This window comes from Kosakonia sp. H7A (assembly GCF_003028445.1).
In the GTDB taxonomy this organism is placed as follows: domain Bacteria; phylum Pseudomonadota; class Gammaproteobacteria; order Enterobacterales; family Enterobacteriaceae; genus Kosakonia; species Kosakonia radicincitans.
The window spans coordinates 1,477,491-1,496,126 of sequence record NZ_PYTZ01000001.1 but is presented as its reverse complement, the minus strand read 5'-3'; the positions used below and the strand labels follow the sequence as shown (position 1 = coordinate 1,496,126).

The 18,636-nt window shown below is 52.4% G+C and carries 18 protein-coding genes and 1 other RNA gene; 10 read left to right on the top strand and 9 right to left on the bottom strand.

What is annotated here, in order from left to right:
* Positions 1–54 precede the first annotated feature (54 nt).
* A complete protein-coding gene (locus CWM66_RS06955; RefSeq protein ID WP_007373544.1) occupies positions 55–462 on the top strand; it encodes a YbgC/FadM family acyl-CoA thioesterase in 408 nt (135 codons plus the stop codon).
* A 108-nt stretch (positions 463–570) separates the two neighbouring features.
* Here the strand turns inward: CWM66_RS06955 and queC are convergent, their stop codons facing one another.
* A complete protein-coding gene (gene queC, locus CWM66_RS06950) occupies positions 571–1,266 on the bottom strand; it encodes a 7-cyano-7-deazaguanine synthase QueC (protein ID WP_007373545.1) in 696 nt (231 codons plus the stop codon).
* Between the two features lie 66 nt (positions 1,267–1,332).
* Entirely contained in the window at positions 1,333–3,030 is a 1,698-nt protein-coding gene (locus CWM66_RS06945; RefSeq protein ID WP_072438189.1) for an SgrR family transcriptional regulator, read from the bottom strand.
* A gap of 100 nt (positions 3,031–3,130) precedes the next feature.
* On the opposite strand from CWM66_RS06945, the gene cof reads away from it, so the two are divergent.
* Positions 3,131–3,949, top strand: a complete 819-nt coding sequence (cof, locus tag CWM66_RS06940) for an HMP-PP phosphatase (RefSeq protein WP_107146469.1) — start codon at positions 3,131–3,133, stop codon at positions 3,947–3,949.
* Positions 3,950–3,990: 41 nt separating this feature from the next.
* On the opposite strand, the gene CWM66_RS06935 is transcribed toward cof, so the two are convergent.
* Positions 3,991–5,037 (bottom strand): PLP-dependent cysteine synthase family protein, encoded by a 1,047-nt coding sequence (locus CWM66_RS06935; RefSeq protein ID WP_007373548.1) that lies wholly within the window; start codon positions 5,035–5,037, stop codon positions 3,991–3,993.
* A 115-nt stretch (positions 5,038–5,152) separates the two neighbouring features.
* On the opposite strand from CWM66_RS06935, the gene CWM66_RS06930 reads away from it, so the two are divergent.
* From CWM66_RS06930 to amtB, 5 genes are all read left to right on the top strand, one after another.
* Entirely contained in the window at positions 5,153–5,611 is a 459-nt protein-coding gene (locus CWM66_RS06930; protein WP_007373549.1) for an Lrp/AsnC family transcriptional regulator, read from the top strand.
* A gap of 49 nt (positions 5,612–5,660) precedes the next feature.
* A complete protein-coding gene (locus tag CWM66_RS06925; protein ID WP_107146404.1) occupies positions 5,661–7,424 on the top strand; it encodes a SmdA family multidrug ABC transporter permease/ATP-binding protein in 1,764 nt (587 codons plus the stop codon).
* Entirely contained in the window at positions 7,417–9,195 is a 1,779-nt protein-coding gene (locus CWM66_RS06920; RefSeq protein ID WP_071920329.1) for a SmdB family multidrug efflux ABC transporter permease/ATP-binding protein, read from the top strand. Before CWM66_RS06925 ends, CWM66_RS06920 begins: the two co-directional genes overlap by 8 nt.
* Positions 9,196–9,451: 256 nt before the next feature.
* Positions 9,452–9,790, top strand: a complete 339-nt coding sequence (gene glnK / locus CWM66_RS06915; RefSeq protein WP_002891893.1) for a P-II family nitrogen regulator — start codon at positions 9,452–9,454, stop codon at positions 9,788–9,790.
* A gap of 32 nt (positions 9,791–9,822) precedes the next feature.
* Positions 9,823–11,109: an ammonium transporter AmtB gene (gene amtB, locus CWM66_RS06910; RefSeq protein WP_007373552.1), complete on the top strand. Its 1,287-nt coding sequence runs from the start codon at positions 9,823–9,825 to the stop codon at positions 11,107–11,109.
* Positions 11,110–11,174: 65 nt separating this feature from the next.
* Here amtB and tesB read toward each other — a convergent pair whose 3' ends face one another.
* Entirely contained in the window at positions 11,175–12,035 is an 861-nt protein-coding gene (gene tesB, locus CWM66_RS06905; RefSeq protein WP_007373553.1) for an acyl-CoA thioesterase II, read from the bottom strand.
* Positions 12,036–12,250: 215 nt separating this feature from the next.
* Here tesB and CWM66_RS06900 point away from each other — a divergent pair, with 215 nt between their 5' ends.
* Positions 12,251–12,820 carry a YbaY family lipoprotein gene (locus CWM66_RS06900; RefSeq protein ID WP_007373554.1) on the top strand — a complete coding sequence of 190 codons (570 nt, stop codon included), beginning with the start codon at positions 12,251–12,253 and terminating at the stop codon, positions 12,818–12,820.
* A 32-nt stretch (positions 12,821–12,852) separates the two neighbouring features.
* Here CWM66_RS06900 and CWM66_RS06895 read toward each other — a convergent pair whose 3' ends face one another.
* Positions 12,853–13,164, bottom strand: coding sequence for an MGMT family protein (locus CWM66_RS06895; protein ID WP_090397438.1), 312 nt, complete (start codon positions 13,162–13,164; stop codon positions 12,853–12,855).
* Between the two features lie 165 nt (positions 13,165–13,329).
* On the opposite strand from CWM66_RS06895, the gene ffs reads away from it, so the two are divergent.
* Positions 13,330–13,426, top strand: an RNA gene (gene ffs / locus CWM66_RS06890) — signal recognition particle sRNA small type.
* 43 nt (positions 13,427–13,469) lie between these two features.
* Here the strand turns inward: ffs and CWM66_RS28865 are convergent.
* Together CWM66_RS28865 and CWM66_RS06885 are read right to left on the bottom strand one after the other, a co-directional pair.
* Positions 13,470–13,610: a hypothetical protein gene (locus tag CWM66_RS28865; RefSeq protein ID WP_154066837.1), complete on the bottom strand. Its 141-nt coding sequence runs from the start codon at positions 13,608–13,610 to the stop codon at positions 13,470–13,472.
* 532 nt (positions 13,611–14,142) lie between these two features.
* Entirely contained in the window at positions 14,143–15,027 is an 885-nt protein-coding gene (locus CWM66_RS06885) for a LysR family transcriptional regulator (protein WP_007373557.1), read from the bottom strand.
* Positions 15,028–15,770: 743 nt separating this feature from the next.
* On the opposite strand from CWM66_RS06885, the gene CWM66_RS28735 reads away from it, so the two are divergent.
* Positions 15,771–15,971, top strand: coding sequence for a hypothetical protein (locus CWM66_RS28735; RefSeq protein ID WP_007373559.1), 201 nt, complete (start codon positions 15,771–15,773; stop codon positions 15,969–15,971).
* Between the two features lie 141 nt (positions 15,972–16,112).
* On the opposite strand, the gene CWM66_RS06880 is transcribed toward CWM66_RS28735, so the two are convergent.
* A complete protein-coding gene (locus CWM66_RS06880; RefSeq protein WP_007373560.1) occupies positions 16,113–16,685 on the bottom strand; it encodes a LuxR C-terminal-related transcriptional regulator in 573 nt (190 codons plus the stop codon).
* A gap of 448 nt (positions 16,686–17,133) precedes the next feature.
* Positions 17,134–18,555 (bottom strand): PLP-dependent aminotransferase family protein, encoded by a 1,422-nt coding sequence (locus CWM66_RS06875; protein WP_081120840.1) that lies wholly within the window; start codon positions 18,553–18,555, stop codon positions 17,134–17,136.
* Positions 18,556–18,636: the final 81 nt, after the last annotated feature.

Sequence of the window (18,636 nt, the reverse complement as noted above, 5' to 3'; positions counted from 1 at the left end):
ACCAGTTATGATCTCTCTGTCCCTATAACAATAAACGGTAAAGGTTAAAGCGCTATGCAGACACAAATCAAAGTTCGTGGTTTTCATCTCGATGTTTACCAGCACGTGAATAATGCTCGCTATCTGGAGTTTCTCGAAGAGGCTCGCTGGGACGGGCTTGAGAATAACGACAGCTTTAAATGGATGACGGCCAATAACATTGCTTTCGTGGTGGTGAACATCAATATCAACTATCGCCGTCCGGCGGTGCTCGGTGATTTGCTTACCGTCACCAGCCATGTAAAGCAGATCAACGGTAAAAGCGGCGTTTTAAGCCAGGTCGTCACGCTGGAACCGGAAGGACAGGTAGTCGCTGATGCGCTGGTGACATTTGTCTGCATCGACCTGAAAAGCCAGAAGGCGCTGGCATTAGAAGGGGAACTGCGGGAAAAACTGGAGAAGATGATCCGCGCAGGCGATTAATATTAAAAACGGGCTGGCGAAAACCGTCAAAGACAAATCGCTGCCCGACAAGATTGCAGACCGGATGAGCGTTAGCGCCCATCCGGCACAGATCCCGGAGAGTGTCTTTTATTTCAATCCGGTCTTCTGTTTCATGGCTGCCATTACGCCGCTTTTATCCGCGAGGTAATGTTGCAGGCCGTTGGCGCGCAGGTTGCAGGCTGCACAATGGCCGCAGCCATCGCCTTTAATGCCGTTATAGCAGGTCAGCGTTTCGCTGCGCACCAGATCCAGTTTGCCCCAGTAATCCGCCAGCGCCCAGGTTTCGGCTTTATCGATCCACATCAGCGGGGTTTCAAAGCGGATATCTTTCGCCAGGCCAAGATTGACCGCATGGTTAAGTGCCTTAACAAACTCATCGCGGCAATCCGGGTAACCGGAAAAATCGGTTTCACAAACGCCAGTGATCACGGCTTCTGCCTGCACCTGATATGCATACACCGCCGCCAGCGTCAGAAACAGAATATTACGCCCAGGCACGAAAGTATTTGGAATACCGGTGGCATCAGGCTCGTAGTCCGGCACCGGAATGCTGTCGCGTGTCAGGCTGCTGACCGCCAGTTCATTGAGCAGGGTGACATCCAGCACTTTGTGGGCACGGGCACCCAGCGTTAACGCCAGTTCGCGGGCAACATCGATCTCTGCGCGGTGGCGCTGGCCGTAATCAAAGGTGACGCAATGCACTTCGTCATACTGCTGCAATGCTTGCACCAGGCAAGTTGTGGAGTCTTGTCCGCCACTGAACACGACAACGGCACGTTTCATAATTCTTCCTGACAATCGCGAATAAAACGCTATGGTAGCGCGTGCCGCTGACAGCGACCAGCTTCTTCACCGCGCCGGGGCGGGAAGCCACGCTTCGGCAAAGTCAAACCAGCCGCGCGTATTCAGATGGATCCCTTCCACGCCTGGCGGTGCGCTGATACGGTACTGGTAATTAAACAGCGGTGTGAGTGTGGCATTATCCATCAGGGTATCGAACACATCATGCAGCGCCTGGTAACGCTCCTGCTCATTCGCCTGGCGCTGTACGGCATCCAGCGTTGCCTGCAAATGCGCGAACTGCGGCGCACTAAGCAGGTTGGGCCATAGCGGGTCGCAACGTATCCACTGCTCAAGAGTATATTCCGGTGTTTCGCCAATCAGCCTGTCTCCCATCATCAGATCGGCAGTCGCAAGCTGGGGGCAGCCATCCCAGTTTTTGCTGTCGTGGAAAATAACTGTCAGTTCACAACCGAGCGTGGCGAGATAAAGCCTGAGTTGCTCCGCCATGATGTGTAGTTCCACCGGTAAATGGTAGAGCAGGGTGAGTTTTGCTGGCAGCGGAACCTGTTCGGCTGGCCATTCAGGCATTTGCCAGCCGGGTAAGAGCTCACGGCTGGGAGTGATCAGATTCTCGTCAAGCGGCAACGTCTGCACCAGCGAAGTGTGATGGATAATCTGTACCAGACGGCGTGACTGCGCCGGGCTCAGGCGCGCGCCTGGCCGCTGGGCAAGATAACAAAACCCAAGGCTGATGCCGTTACTGACGGGTTGCAGGTGACGAAGCTCATCCGGCTCGCCAATGGCAATTTGCACCGGATGCCGGCAACTGGTGCCTAAATCCTGCTCAAACAACTGTGGCGTGATCCAGAACTCTACCGCCTTCAGGAATGGGTGCCCAAGATGATAGTGGTCGTGACTCTCCAGCCGGACCAGTTCGCGGCTGTACGTGACCAGGCGAAACGGCCCGGTACCAACCATGGGCTGCTGCGGATGTGCCAGACGGCTGCCGTAACTGGCAAGGCGGTACGGCAGCCAGAAATCCGGGCGGTGCAGTTTGAATGTCAGACACCAGGGATGCGTGATTTCAATGCTCGCGACGCTGGAAAATAACTTTTGCAACGCAGGCAATTGCAGCAGCCGTTGCAGGCTCTCCTGTAACTGCACAGCCGTGACGGTATCGCCGTTATGCCAGTGCAGCGTGGCATGCAAATGGAATCGCCAACACAAGCCGTCTGCGCTCACATCCCAGTGATGCGCCAAATCGCCCTGCGGTTGAATGCTGTGGCTGACAAAGCGGGTCAGGCCGCTGAAGATCTGCCCGACAAGATGCTGTTCCGCGCGTCCGGGAAGAAAACCCGGAACAAGGGGATCAAGCGGGCGATAGTAGGGAATGCGCAGGGTTGGCGTTTCGTTTTGCCACAAGCCGCCGAGAAACGGATTCAGCAATGTGCGCAGATCATCCGGTGCAATTTGCGCCAGCGCCAACGCGTTCTGCTGCTGACCGGTATTGAGAGCCTGTTCGAGCATCTCACTGCGTATCGATTCCGGCGCGATCAGCAACTGCAACTCGCCGCGTTTACCCCGTCCGGATTGCGATTGCCAGCGTAGCCAGCCAGCGTCCTGCATCTGGCGCAGCAGCGTGCGCATATGCCGCTCGCTGCAAAAACAGTGCGCCGCCAGCTCCGTTACGCTGGCGGATTGTGTTTCCCCGGCAGAGATCTGCCACAGGCGTTGGTACTGATTGAGTCGATTGAGGAGTCGCATAAACCCGGAACAATATTTGTCATCTATTCACTATTACTTCCGTATATCTCACGTAATACTGGAACGCAACTGTGAATGAAACATAACCGGAGAAAAGATGATGGCGCGTTTGGCTGCTTTTGACATGGATGGCACCCTGTTAATGCCTGACCACCGCTTAGGCGAGCAAACGGTCAATGCGCTTCAGCGTCTGCGCGAACGGGATATCACCCTGACTTTTGCGACCGGGCGGCACGCGCTGGAGATGCGTAGCCTTATCAGTAGCCTGGCGCTGGATGCTTTTTTAATAACCGGTAACGGAACGCGCATCCATTCGCAGGACGGCGAGCTACTGTTCCGTCAGGATCTGAACCCGGAAGTGGCGGAGCTTGTTCTGCACAGCACATGGGACACCCGCGCGACTGTACACGTATTCAATGATTCCGGCTGGTTGACGGGTAACGCGCTGCCAGAGTTGCTGCAAGCTCATCTGCTCAGCGGTTTTACCTACCAACTGGCCGATCTCAGGCGCTTACCGGCTCACGAGGTGACCAAAATTTGTTTTGTTGGCGATCATGACGATCTCTGCCGCCTGCGGATTCAACTGAATGAGGCGCTGGGAGCGCGCGCGCACTTGTGTTTTTCTGCCACCGATTGTCTGGAAATCCTGCCGCCAGGCTGTAACAAAGGTTCCGCGCTGGCGGCGCTGAGCCTGTCGCTGGGGCTGACATTGCAGGATTGCATGGCGTTTGGCGACGCGATGAATGACAGAGAGATGCTTGAAAGCGTGGGGCACGGCATGATCATGGGCAACGCCATGCCGCAGTTACGGGAAGCGCTGCCGCATTTACCGGTTATCGGACACTGCCGGAATCAGGCAGTATCACACTTTTTGCTGCACTGGCTGGACACACCTAATCTTCCTTATTCCCCCGAATGAAAAAGATTTTTCCAGCAAGCCGGGTTTTTACCCGGCTTTTTTTATGCCGTCAGACGGGCGATTTCCGCGCGCCAGGGATCGATATCGCCGATGTTTGTCGCCACCCATTGCGGATTGTAGTAGGTTTCCAGATACCGCTCGCCGCTGTCGCACAGTAGCGTCACGATAGAACCGCTGCGTCCTTCGTCGCACATCCGCGCGGCAAGCTGTAGCGCGCCCCACATATTAGTGCCGGTAGAGGCACCCACTTTGCGACCGATTTGCGTTTCCAGCCACTGCGCCGTTGCCACACTGGCGGCATCGGGAACCCGCAACATCTCATCCACTACGTCGGCAATAAAAGAAGGTTCCACGCGCGGACGGCCAATCCCTTCGATTTTGCTGCCTGTCGTGCTGCGCAGGCTGGCGTCGCGCTGCTGCCAGTAATCAAGAAACACCGAGTTTTCCGGGTCCACCACCATCAACTGCGTGCCGTAGCCCTGGCTGCGAATATAGCGGCCAATCGTCGCAGAGGTGCCGCCGGTGCCTGCGCTCATCACAATGTAATCCGGCACCGGATGCGGCTCATTTTTCATCTGACGGAAGATGCTGTCGGCAATATTGTTGTTGCCGCGCCAGTCGGTTGCACGTTCAGCAAACGTGAACTGATCCATATAATGTCCGTTCAGTTCTTTTGCCAGCCGTTCCGATTCCGCATAGATCTCACAGGCGCTGTCAACAAAATGGCAGCGGCCGCCATAAAACTCGATCTGCTCGATTTTGCGTTTAGCGGTGCAGTAAGGCATAACCGCGATAAAGGGCAGCCCCAGCAACCGCGCGAACCAGGCTTCGGAGACGGCAGTTGAACCGGAGGAGGCCTCAATAATGGTCGTGCCTTCTTTGATCCAGCCGTTACACAAACCATACAGGAACAATGAGCGCGCCAGCCGGTGTTTCAGGCTACCGGTAGGGTGCGTGCTTTCATCTTTCAGGTAGAGATTGATCCCCGGAAAAGCTGGCAGCATCAGGCGAATAAGGTGCGTATCCGCAGAACGCTGTGCATCGGCGTTAATTTCATTGATAGCGTATTTGACCCAACTGCAATTCATGGCGGTTATCCGTTTGTCATTTTGTGCCCAGTCTAGCGAAAGCAAAAGAAAAAAGGGTTGCCATTTAGCCTTTGTATTAGACTATAAAGAGAAAAATTTTCTTCAGGATTACCTAATGTTAGATAAAATTGACCGCAAGCTGCTCTCCCTACTGCAACAGGATTGTTCGCTCTCTTTGCAGACGCTGGCAGATGCCGTTAATCTGACCACCACTCCCTGCTGGAAACGTCTGAAGCGGCTGGAAGACGACGGGATTTTGCTCGGTCGTGTTGCCGTGCTGGATGCTGAAAAACTGGGGCTGAATTTGACCGCCTTCGTGCTGATTAAAACCCAGCACCACAGTAGCGACTGGTATTGCCGCTTTGTCAGCGAAGTGACGCAAATGCCGGAAGTGCTCGGTTTCTGGCGTATGGCGGGAGAGTATGATTATCTGCTGCGCGTGCAGGTGGCAGATATGAAACGCTATGATGACTTTTATAAGAAGCTGGTGAACAGCGTGCCGGGGCTATCAGATGTCACTTCTAGCTTCGCCATGGAACAGATAAAATACACCACGGCTTTACCCATAGAATAACGCTCAGGCTAAACCAACAGCCGGAAAATCACCTTCAGGATATAACCGCGTGCGATTATTTGCCCAGTTAGGCTGGTACTTTCGCCGGGAGTGGCAACGCTACCTCGGTGCAGTGGCCTTACTTATCATTATTGCTATTCTGCAACTCATTCCGCCCAAAGTGGTGGGGGTGATTGTCGATGGCGTAACCGAACAGCATTACACCACATCACAGGTGTGGATGTGGATTGGCGTACTGGTCGCGGTCGCGGTCGTCACCTATCTGCTGCGTTATGTCTGGCGCGTCTGGTTGTTCGGCGCTTCTTATCAACTGGCCGTGGAGCTGCGTGAAGATTTCTATCGGCAGTTGAGCCGCCAGCATCCGGAGTTTTACCTGCGTCACCGTACCGGTGATTTAATGGCGCGAGCAACGAACGACGTCGATCGCGTCGTGTTTGCTGCCGGTGAAGGCGTATTGACGTTAGTGGATTCGCTGGTGATGGGTTGCGTGGTGCTGGTGGTGATGTCGACGCAAATTAGCTGGCAATTAACGCTGCTGTCGCTGCTACCGATGCCGATTATGGCGCTGGTTATCAAGCGTTACGGCGATCAGTTGCACCAGCGTTTTAAGTTAGCGCAGGCGGCATTCTCCGCGCTTAACGATCGCACGCAGGAGAGCATGACCAGTATCCGCATGATCAAAGCCTTCGGTCTGGAGGATCGCCAGTCGGCGCTGTTTGCGGCGGAAGCCGCCGACACCGGGGCGAAAAATATGCGCGTCGCCCGTGTTGATGCGCGTTTTGATCCAACCATTTACATTGCGATTGGCCTGGCGAATATGCTCGCGATTGGCGGCGGTAGCTGGATGATTGTCCACGGTACGCTGACGCTCGGTCAGCTCACCAGTTTTGCCATGTATCTGGGGCTGATGATTTGGCCGATGCTGGCGCTGGCGTGGATGTTTAATATCGTGGAGCGCGGAAGTGCGGCATACAGCCGTATTCGCGACATGCTGTCAGAAGCGCCGGTAGTGAATGACGGCAGTGAGCCGGTGCCGGAAGGGCGCGGCAATCTGACTATCGCTATCCGTGAATTTCGCTATCCGCAAACGGAAACTGCCGTACTGAATAATGTTAACGTGCTGCTGACGCCGGGCCAGATGCTGGGCATCTGCGGGCCGACCGGTGCCGGGAAAACCACCTTGCTGGCGTTAATTCAGCGCCATTTTGACGTCGGGCAGGGCGATATTCGTTTCCACAATATTCCCCTTCAGCAATTGAAGCTGGATGCCTGGCGCAGCCGTCTGGCGGTGGTGAATCAGACGCCGTTCCTCTTCTCCGATACGGTGGGTAACAACATTGCGTTAGGCAAACCCGGCGCAACGCAGGAAGAGATTGAACACGTGGCGAAGCTTGCCAGCGTGCATGACGACATTCTGCGTCTGCCGCAGGGTTACGATACGGAAGTGGGCGAGCGCGGTGTGATGCTTTCCGGCGGTCAAAAACAGCGCATTTCGATTGCACGCGCGCTGCTGCTTAATGCCGAGATCCTGATCCTGGATGATGCGCTGTCGGCCGTTGACGGTCGCACCGAACATCAAATTTTGCATAACCTGCGCCAGTGGGGCGAAGGGCGCACAGTCATTATCAGCGCGCATCGCCTGTCGGCGCTGACGGAAGCCAGTGAGATTTTAGTCATGCAGCATGGACATATTGCCCAGCGTGGCCAGCATGAGCAGCTTGCGCGCCAGCCGGGCTGGTATCGCGATATGTATCGCTACCAGCAACTGGAAGCTGCGTTGAATGACGTACCGCAGGAGGCCGCCGATGCGTAATCTCGCACGACAATGGCCGACGCTGAAACGCCTGCTGGTGTATGGCAAACCGTGGCGCAAATCGTTAATCAAAGCGGTGATGATGCTGTGGGTTGCGGCGATTGCGGAAGTCTCCGGTCCGGCGCTGATCAGCTACTTTATCGATAACATGGTGGCGAAAAGCTACCTGCCACTTGCGCTGGTCGCCGGTCTGGCTGCGGTTTATGTCGGCCTGCAACTGCTGGCGGCGCTGCTGCACTACAGTCAGTCGCTGCTGTTTAACCAGGCGGCGGTCGGCGTGGTACAACAACTGCGTACCGATGTGATGGACGCTGCGCTGCGCCAGCCGCTAAGCGAATTTGATACCCAGCCGGTCGGGCAGATTATCTCCCGCGTGACCAACGACACCGAAGTGATCCGCGATCTTTATGTCACAGTGGTCGCGACGGTGCTGCGCAGTGCCGCGTTGATTGGCGCGATGCTGGTCGCCATGTTCAGCCTGGACTGGCGGATGGCGCTGGTGGCGATGGCGATTTTCCCCGCGGTGCTGATTGTCATGCTGATCTATCAGCGTTACAGCACGCCGATTGTGCGCCGGATGCGTGCCTACCTTGCTGATATTAACGATGGCTTTAACGAAATCATTAACGGCATGGGCGTGATTCAGCAGTTCCGCCAGCAGGCGCGTTTTGGTGAACGTATGGGCGATGCCAGCCGTTCCCACTATCTTGCGCGCATGCAAACTCTGCGGCTGGATGGCTTTCTGCTGCGCCCGCTGCTGAGTCTTTTCTCGGCGCTGGTGCTGTGCGGGTTGCTGATGCTGTTTGGCTTTTCCTCCGTGGGTACGGTGGAAGTCGGCGTACTGTACGCGTTTATCAGCTACCTTGGCCGTCTGAATGAACCGTTGATTGAGCTGACGACGCAGCAATCGATGTTGCAGCAGGCAGTTGTCGCGGGCGAACGGGTGTTCGAACTGATGGATCGGCCGCGCCAGTCTTATGGTTACGATGATACGCCGCTGCACAGTGGCGCCATTGATATTGAGAATGTTTCGTTTGCCTACCGCGACGATCAACTGGTGCTGCAGGATATTTCGCTCTCGGTTGAGCCGCGCAGCTTTGTCGCCTTAGTGGGGCATACCGGCAGCGGGAAAAGTACGCTCGCCAGCCTGTTGATGGGTTACTACCCGCTCACGCAGGGTGAGATACGCCTCGACGGAAGGCCGCTCTCTGCGCTCAGCCATACAGCGCTACGCAAAGGCGTGGCAATGGTGCAACAGGATCCGGTGGTGCTGGCGGACAGCTTTTTCGCCAACGTGACGCTGGGGCGAGATATCAGCGAAGCGCAGGTGTGGCAGGCGCTGGAGACGGTACAACTGGCGGAACTGGCGCGCGGTATGAGTGCGGGCATTCATACCCGGCTCGGCGAGCAGGGGAATAATCTCTCGGTTGGGCAAAAACAGCTGCTGGCGCTGGCGCGCGTGCTGGTTGATACGCCACAGATCCTGATCCTCGATGAGGCAACGGCAAATATCGACTCCGGTACCGAGCAGGCAATCCAGCATGCGCTGGCTGCGGTGCGTAAGCAGACCACGCTGGTGGTGATCGCTCACCGTTTATCGACCATTGTTGAGGCGGAAACCATCCTTGTATTACATCGCGGGCAGGCGGTGGAACGCGGGACACACCAGCAATTGTTGGCCGCGAAAGGGCGCTACTGGCAGATGTATCAACTGCAACTGGCAGGGGAAGAACTGGCGGCCAGCTCGCGAGAAGAGTCGCTTATCGCCTGATGCACCAAAATTAGGCATGCTACTGACAGGATCCTCTGTTGGTGCAAAAAAGTAACGCACCATGCACTGTTATGGTGCGTTTTTCTTTTCTGACACCAGGCCGAATCGCGAGCCTGCATTTTCCCCCTTCTGCTTTTCCCGGCCTGTCTGCACTAACAATCTGAAATTCTCCTCGTTTTCATTGTTGGCACACCACTTGCAATATCTGTCATGTGTTAGCTGCGGCCATTATCGAATTTCGACTGGAGGGGGATCTATGAAGCTGGTTACCGTGGTGATTAAACCATTCAAACTCGAAGACGTTCGTGAAGCACTGTCTTCTATTGGTATTCAAGGGCTGACCGTGACTGAAGTTAAAGGTTTCGGGCGTCAGAAAGGTCATGCCGAGCTGTACCGCGGTGCGGAATATAGCGTCAATTTCCTGCCTAAAGTGAAAATTGATGTGGCGATTGCTGATGATCAACTCGATGAAGTTATCGATGTGATCAGCAAAGCGGCCTACACCGGAAAAATTGGCGACGGCAAAATTTTCGTTGCTGAGTTGCAACGCGTCATTCGTATTCGTACCGGTGAAGCCGACGAAGCGGCACTGTAATAGCTGGCCACACAGTGATAGGGATTGGAACAATGAAAAACACAACATTAAAAACAGGTCTTGCTTCACTGGCATTGCTGCCAGGTCTGGCGATGGCGGCTCCCGCTGTAGCAGATAAAGCAGACAACGGCTTTATGATGATTTCTACCGCACTGGTGCTGTTTATGAGCATCCCGGGCATTGCGCTGTTTTACGGCGGCTTGATCCGCGGGAAAAACGTGCTCTCTATGCTGACGCAGGTGGCTGTCACCTTCGCGCTGGTGTGCGTTCTGTGGGTGGTTTACGGCTACTCTCTGGCTTTTGGCGAGGGCAACAGCTTCTTCGGCAGCTTCAACTGGGTAATGTTGAAGAATATTGAACTGACTGCAGTCATGGGCAGCATCTATCAGTATATCCACGTTGCTTTCCAGGGCTCTTTCGCCTGTATTACCGTCGGCCTGATTGTTGGTGCACTGGCTGAACGTATTCGCTTCTCTGCGGTGCTGATTTTCGTGGTGGTATGGCTGACGCTCTCTTATGTGCCAATCGCGCACATGGTATGGGGCGGTGGTCTGCTGGCAGCGCATGGCGCGCTGGACTTCGCTGGCGGTACGGTGGTGCATATTAACGCCGCTGTTGCAGGCCTGGTGGGTGCTTACCTGATTGGTAAACGTGTGGGCTTTGGCAAAGAAGCGTTCAAACCGCATAACCTGCCGATGGTCTTTACCGGCACCGCTATCCTCTATGTCGGTTGGTTCGGCTTCAACGCGGGTTCCGCAAGTGCGGCTAACGAAATCGCCGGTCTGGCCTTTGTGAATACCGTTGTAGCTACTGCTGGTGCAATCCTTGCCTGGGTGTTCGGTGAGTGGGCGCTGCGTGGCAAACCATCTCTGCTGGGTGCATGTTCCGGCGCGATTGCAGGCCTGGTGGGTATTACTCCGGCGTGTGGTTATGTGGGTGTCGGCGGCGCGCTGATTGTGGGCCTGGTTTCAGGTCTGGCAGGCCTGTGGGGCGTTACTGCACTGAAACGTATGCTGCGTGTTGACGATCCGTGTGACGTGTTTGGTGTGCATGGCGTGTGCGGTATCGTCGGCTGTATCCTGACCGGCATCTTTGCCGCAACGTCCCTGGGCGGCGTCGGTTACGCACAAGGCGTGACGATGGGTCAACAGCTCCTGGTTCAGTTGGAAAGTATCGCACTCACCATCGTGTGGTCCGGCGTCGTGGCCTTCATCGGCTACAAACTGGCTGACATGACTGTGGGCCTGCGTGTACCGGAAGATCAAGAGCGTGAAGGTCTGGATGTTAACAGCCACGGCGAAAACGCTTACAACGCCTGATTGAATTGAGTTATCTCCTGAGCATAAAAAAGCCTCCTTTCGGAGGCTTTTCCTTTTGTAGAGCCTTAGTTGCGATTGCGCATCACCCCTTCCTGCACGGTTGACGCCACCAGCACGCCCTGTTGCGTATAGAACTCACCGCGTACAAAGCCGCGCGCCCCGGAGGCCGACGTACTTTCCACGCTATAAAGCAGCCATTCATTCATATTGAATGGACGATGGAACCACATCGAGTGGTCAATGGTGGCGACTTGCATACCGTGCTCAAGGAAACCCACACCGTGTGGTTGCAGCGCCACCGGCAGGAAGTTGAAGTCTGAGGCGTAGCCCAGCAGGTATTGATGGACGCGAAAGTCTTCCGGCACCGCGCCGTTTGCGCGGATCCATACCTGGCGCGCAGGCTCGGCAACGTGCCCTTTTAGCGGGTTGTGAAATTCTACCGGTCGGATCTCCAGCGGTTTATCGCTGAGGAATTTCTCTTTCACCAGCGGCGGCAACAAATGGGAGAGTGCACGGGCGATATCGGTTTCGGATTTCAGTGAATCCGGCGCGGGCGCGTCCGGCATCGTTTTTTGGTGTTCGTAACCCGTTTCCGGCGCCTGGAACGAGGCGGTCATATAGAAAATCGGTTTCCCGTTCTGGATCGCCGCCACGCGGCGGGCGCTGAAGCTGTTGCCGTCGCGCAGAACTTCCACGTCATAGACAATCGGTTTCTGGCTATCGCCAGGACGCAAAAAGTAGCTGTGGAAGGAGTGCACCAGTCGCTCGGCGGGGACGGTCTCTTTAGCGGCGTACAGCGCCTGGCCGACAACCTGGCCGCCAAAGACCTGGCGTAACCCTAAATCTTCGCTCTGGCCGCGAAACAGGCCTTCTTCGATTTTTTCCAGATTCAATAATGACAGCAGGTTAGAGAGTGCCTGACTCATAAATTTCCTCAAATAAATAGCGGCTGACTGAGCGAATAACCCGATAAGTATAACCTGGAACAATGAGTGGTCCGATGGGTTCAATAATCTGAATAAATGGGGCTTTGCAGGAATATATCGCGCTTATGTGCCAGACTTGTTCTCGTTACGATGGTTTAACCACCCATCCTGGCAGGCAAGCGTTCTGCCGGTGCATTGAAGATAAGGAGAAATCAATGAAACTCGTGCACATGTTAAGTGGTTTGGCAGTTGCTGTTGCGCTCTCTGCCTGCGCTCAAAAAGGCGCTGACATTCCAACACCAGCACCTAATCCCAGCGCGCCAGCGGCAACCAATAAAGCTGCGATTGCGCAACCTAACGTCTCCGGTACGATCTGGATCCGTCAGAAAGTGGCGCTGCCGCCAAATGCGGTATTAACCGTGACAGTTTCTGATGCGTCCCAGGCGGATGCGCCGTCGAAGGTGCTGGCGCAGAAAGCTGTGCGTACCGAAGGTAAACAGGCTCCGTTCAGCTTCGTGCTGCCGTTTAACCCGGCTGATATCCAGCCGAATGCCCGTATCCTGCTGAGTGCGGCCATTACCATCGACGATAAAATTGTCTTTATCACCGATACGGTTAAACCGGTTATCAATCAGGGCGGAACCAAAGCGGATCTGACGCTGGTGCCGGTGCAGCAAACGGCTGTGCCGTTGCAGCAAAACAGTGGCGCCGCCACGACCGTGCCTTCCACGTCACCCACACAAGTGAACCCGTCTGAAGCCACTCCGGCTCCGACACAGTACTGATAACGGCTCCTCTCCTGCGGGGGAGGAGCGTTTTAGTAGATCCAGCGATAACGTTGTAAATCGATTTGCCCGCTACCTGACACCACCACGCCTTCAGCCTGTAATGCCTGGCGTTGACGCTGTAAATCCGGCCCGGTCAAGGAAATGCAGCCATGACGATTTACCACCCGATGCCACGGTAACGTACTCCCTTCCGGTAAGCGTTTCAGTACGCCGCCCACCTGTCGCGCGGCGCGCGGAGAGCCAGCCAGTTTCGCCACGTCACCATAAGTTGTGACGTAACCTTCCGGTATCGCGGCAACGATTTGCCAGACCCGTTGCGGGAAAGAATCCTGTATATCCATGCTGATATCCTGAGGGAAGTCCTTGCAGCATAAACAGCATAAAGCGTGCTGTGAAGGGACAGTTGCGCAATAAACCAGCATCCGCCCCGGCGCGGCTTGCAATTGCCATCCTGGACAGGGATAATGCGCCAGCGCGTTGATTAACAACGCTCTCAATGGGGGCCCTGTTGGTTCTCCCGCAACGCTACTCTGTTCACCAGGTCAGGTCCGGAAGGAAGCAGCCAGGGCAGACGACGTGTGTGCCGGGATGTAGCTGGCAGGGCCCCCACCCATTTCTGCTTTTGAAGTTCGTTCCGTTTATCTCTTTACATCTTCAGCACACCAGCGGTTGCGCAGCCTGTTTGAAACTGCTTATCGTGCTTGTTAAATACCCTTACTTCATTATCCGTAATGCCGATTTTCCCCATGACGTCAATACCAAACAACTGTGCTGAAAAGGCGACCATGCTGCGCATCTGGCAAAAATAAGTGATTCTAATTTATAGATACCTTCTACTGTATTTGTTAGCGGCGATGTGGAATTATTTAACTCTTGTTTTGTGCGGTCTATTAACCACTGAGTAAAATTGGTGACAAGCCCTGGTTAGCGTCTTGTTCTAAGGGTAGTTAGAAATAACCATTAACCAGGGTATTTTTTATATAACACCATTTTTCCCCTTGTGTAACGTATTTATACGATCTTTACCTGACCTCTGTTATTAATTTATATCCTCTATGAAATAGTGCTCCGGGTGAAGTATGTTCAGGTTGCATGCTTTGGCATACTGCATCGCCGTGTAGAAAAATAAATACACGGATACTTTCCTCCATAACGAAAACTATTATGAATATATAATTCAAGAGAATGTCCATGTTATCGGTGCAGCTAATAATGTCATTTTTGCTTATGTGTAGCGTGCGTAAATACAATGCCTAAAAATATATTCATAATGGGGTTCTGTCTACCCGTCCGATAAGTAAAACTGGTTTCTGGATGCTTTATTCTATTAACGCGTTGGTCATTTTTTTTATGAGCAACTCCGTGAATTTTTTCACGACAGGCTCTCGTTGTGATAAGAAAACAATTTTACGCCTGGGGTTGAAATGGTTGAGTCTGATATACTTCAGCCGGGTATCATTTTTATCCAGGGCAGAAAAATAGGGGAAAAAGGATACATAATCAGACATCGAAATTCGCCAGCGCAATGTTTCAATGTTCATGCCTACGGAGCCTATCTCCGCAAAAAGCCCATATTGATCGCAAAAGCTCATGATCGGATCGTGCAGATTATTTCCATATTCCGGGACCAGAATCTTCAGCTTTTTCAGCTCTGCTTGTTCTAATGATTCTGAAAGTGCATATTGATGTCTGGCTCCGACGCCAATGATCAGTGGTTCATCGAATGATGCGCATTCAAAAAAATCAGAATTTCTGGGCTGTTTGTCCATTATCGCGCACTCCAGAGCACCTGTTTTCATCATTGAAAAGAGTTTCTCCGGGTCGGCTTCATTAAACTGCAGCTCGATTTTCGATGGGAAGTTATCGCAAAGTTCAACTGCATATTTAAATATGTTTGTTGAGACTGATGGCATAATCCCTATACGTATGTTTTGTATACCATACATATGTGGTTTTGATGCCATCTCCCGTAATCGTTCGAGTTCTTTGAGTATCACATGTGTCTGTTTTACCACCCTGATACCCATCGTTGTAAATTTAACTCTTTTATTTGAACGATCCAGCAAGGGCGCGCCAAGCTCTTGTTCTAGCTTTTTCAATTGAATACTCAGCGTTGATTGCGTTACGTTGCACTCGTCTGCTGCATGCTGAAAATGATTGTACTTTGCCAGTGCTGCCAGGTACTCTAAAGATCGACTATTCATTCTGGTTACCACTCTACCTTATCATTTTGTGATGTTCTTTTTTGCTAATAAAAAAAGATACAACCGTTCGACAAAAAGCAATTTGGATTTTGCTTCACGACAGAAGAAATGCTTCAGATTGAGAGATTAATCCCGTTAGTAACACGATCATTTATTGATGTTATCTATAATCTTATCTCCATTTTGAATATACCCGGTAAAATTTATATTAAAGTGGCAAGGCGAAAAACCTAAGATCCTGGTATGATCTTTCAATAACAGGGACGCGTAATATAACACTGGTATTTTAAATGACAAGCGTAAATGTAATTGAAAAATTCTATTGAGTTTTTTGATTTAAAGAAAACTTATATGGAATAAGATATGTGAACAATAGGGTGTGTTCAGAATGAATATTTATATATCTTATCAAAGACGTGCGATGATACATACTCTCAATCGATTGCTCTCCAATTTAAAAATCCTATCGTGGTTCTGTGATAAGTGTTTTTTTGGGAATGGCATGCATAATAATTATTATGGAATATTTAAATCTACTATCTTACAAAAAAATCTATAGAGTTTATCAATTGATATTGTGATGTATATGTGGTGAACTCATCTTCGTTACTGGCTTGAAATATTTTGGCTTATATTATTGTTTTATCTTCGTCAGTATATTAATGAGAAAAAGTCTGGTTTTATATGCTAACGAATCTTTGCTGTCAGGTCATTTTTAATCAACATAACCATGAGGTGATTAGGTGGAGGTTTTGAATTCAATAGCCGAGGAAATAAAAGAAAAAATATTCTGGATGGTAGAAGAAGATAATGTTGATGTTAACCTGGTTGTAATCGATAATGACAGCATTAAAATACGCGTGTCTTTGACGAAAGGTGCCTCTCAACCTGCAATCGAACGTATCGATATTAATATCAAAAAACTACGTGCAGAGAGTAGCTGAAACATTTCCATTCCTGTGTAGTTGCCAGCGATAGTGATCTAATGCAGGAGGAAATGACTCTCCTGCATACCTTTCTACGGTTTTATCTGCCATATAATGGTGGGGTAGGGAACGCTGAGATGATGAATGTTGGTCAGCGGATTAATGATCAACGGTGTTAAACGCTTCTTTTTGCCTTGAATACCATTCAGTAAATAATTGTGTTCTGCACATAATTCTAAACTCCAGTAATGAATTGCATTCTAACTTTGAAAAAAGGCGGCGCCTGGCAAGGTAAATCGTTTTTATATTGACACCCAACCAGTCGGAAACCGTTGCCTCTGAATAGCCTTCCATATAGGAATGAATCACCGCCATTTCGCGCTCATTGATGCAGCAGTCTGTTTTTAGCGTACTTGATGGTCCCTTGCCGTTTGATATGCGTTTAACTAAATTTTTAAAACCCTTCGCGGTGATGTTCGCTTCACAGCGGTATATTTTGTTGATGTCTGGCAGGAATTTCTGGTAGTTTTTCTCGCAGAGCATAACGCATATCGTATCACCGACTTGATCGAAATTGATTGAATAGTAATTATGACAGTCGAAAACCAGGATAGATGAACTCAGTTCACCCAGATTATACATTTTTTGTATAATCTGTTTTATACCTTCAGCAAGGTAAGTATTATTAATTCTGACGATGTATTCAAAATTACCCCTGGGTTCATAATTCATAAGGATCTTTACTCTCTGCGGATATAATGAGTTTTCCACTCAATCTCTGGCATACCAGTGCAGTGCTCTATAAATAATTATGTGTTATTAACGAGCAAGCAGGTTAGCTATGGCGTCATGTGCAATCTGTGTCATTAATTTTAAGCGCGTAAAGTACAGCGGATGTTGTTCCTGCCCTGCGTTTTCGCAAGCCAGTGTTTTTGATATCTATCCGCTTGTATATTGCATAAAAAACAGATGATGACGTAGTACACCCTCAAAATCAAATTACAAAAACAATAAATAAAGCCTGATTTATTGATGGCATGAAAGCAATTGAGCGATAAGGCGATTAAACATTTCAGGACTAACGGAAATATCAGAAGAGTGTTTGCAACGGCAGAAAGTCTCCCCGTCTGTTCGGGCACATGCCACGGTGCCGTGACATGTGTATTGAACGTTTCCGGCATTACACCATGCTGCGTTTTACCGGGGGATGCGAATAGTTGAGCGCGAGCCACAGGGGTTTGATGCGCAGTAATGCGTTCTCGAGTTCGGTTAATTCCAGTGAAAAGGGCATTCGTAAATAGCGGTCAAAAGCGCCGGAAAGACCAAAACGTGTTCCCGCACCGAGGTGAATACCGATAGTTTCCGCACGGGCGGCAAACTGAGTCGCCAGCATATCGGGCAGTTCTACCCAGTAGGAGAGGCCGCCCTGCGGTGTCTGAAAGCGCCATTCCGGAAAATGCTCGCGCATTAACGCGGCGCAATCATCACGGCGGCTGGCGAGCATTTGTCGACGGCCGGGCAAAAATGCTTCTGCGTTTTGCACTAGCCACAGCGTTGCCAGTTGCTCCAGTAACGGGGAACCCAGATCCAGCGTGTCACGGGTCTGGGCGAGAGCGGCAATTGTGCGCGTTGAGGCGCGGATCCATCCCAGGCGTAAGCCACCCCAGAAACTTTTCCCCGCCGAACCGAGTGTGATCACGTTTCCAGCAGGATCAAAGGCCGCCAGCGGCGGCGGTGGCGGCGCGTCGTACCACAAATCCACCATCGTTTCATCGACCACCAGCGCCGTGCGCGTGCGCGCCGCGATGGCGGCGATGGCTTCGCGAGTGGCGATATCCATACAGCGTCCGGTTGGATTGTGAAAATCGGGCATCAGATAGGCCAGACGCGGCGCGGTCTGTGCCAGCGTGGCGGCAAACCCATCACAATCCCAGCCGGTTTGTGGCAGCGATACGCCAACGGGCCTGCATGACGCCCCCTGGATCGCGGCAATCGCCAGCGGGTAGGTTGGGTGATCGACCACCACGCGATCGCCCGGACCGGTTAGCATGCGCAGTACCAGCGCCAGTCCGCTGACGGCACCATTCACCACCATCACTTCATCGGCGTGAGTTGGCAGCCCGCGCTCGGTATAACGTGCGGCAATGGCTTCACGTAGTGGCAGCAAGCCGAGCTGACCGTAGCCGGTTCGCGTGAGGTAGTGCGGGATCATGCTCAGCGCGTGGGTATAGGCCTGGTGGATCTCCGGCCCGGCGCTCAACGCCGCCGTTGAGAGATCCAGTGCCGTACCGGCTGTTGCGAGCGTTGGAACGCTACGGCTATCAGGCAGAATCACCCGCGATCCGCTACCGTGGCGGCTCTCCAGATAACCCTCATCGCGCAAGTGCGCCAGCGCACTGGCAACGGTGGTGCGGCTGATTTCCAGCGTTGAGGCCAGTTCACGCTCGCCGGGCAGACGTGTGCCCAGCGCCAGCCTGCCATCAAGAATCAGCAAACGCAGGGCATCGGCAAGCTGACGCCATAGCGGCATGCGGGACTCGGGTTGTTGCCAGTGCCCTAACAGGCGCTGCAAAGATTGACTACCAAAGCGACGGGATGACATATGCAGTCCACTATATGAAAACTGGACATTAATCATAATGCCATTTGCGGAGAAGATGGAAGCATGAACAACCGGAGAACA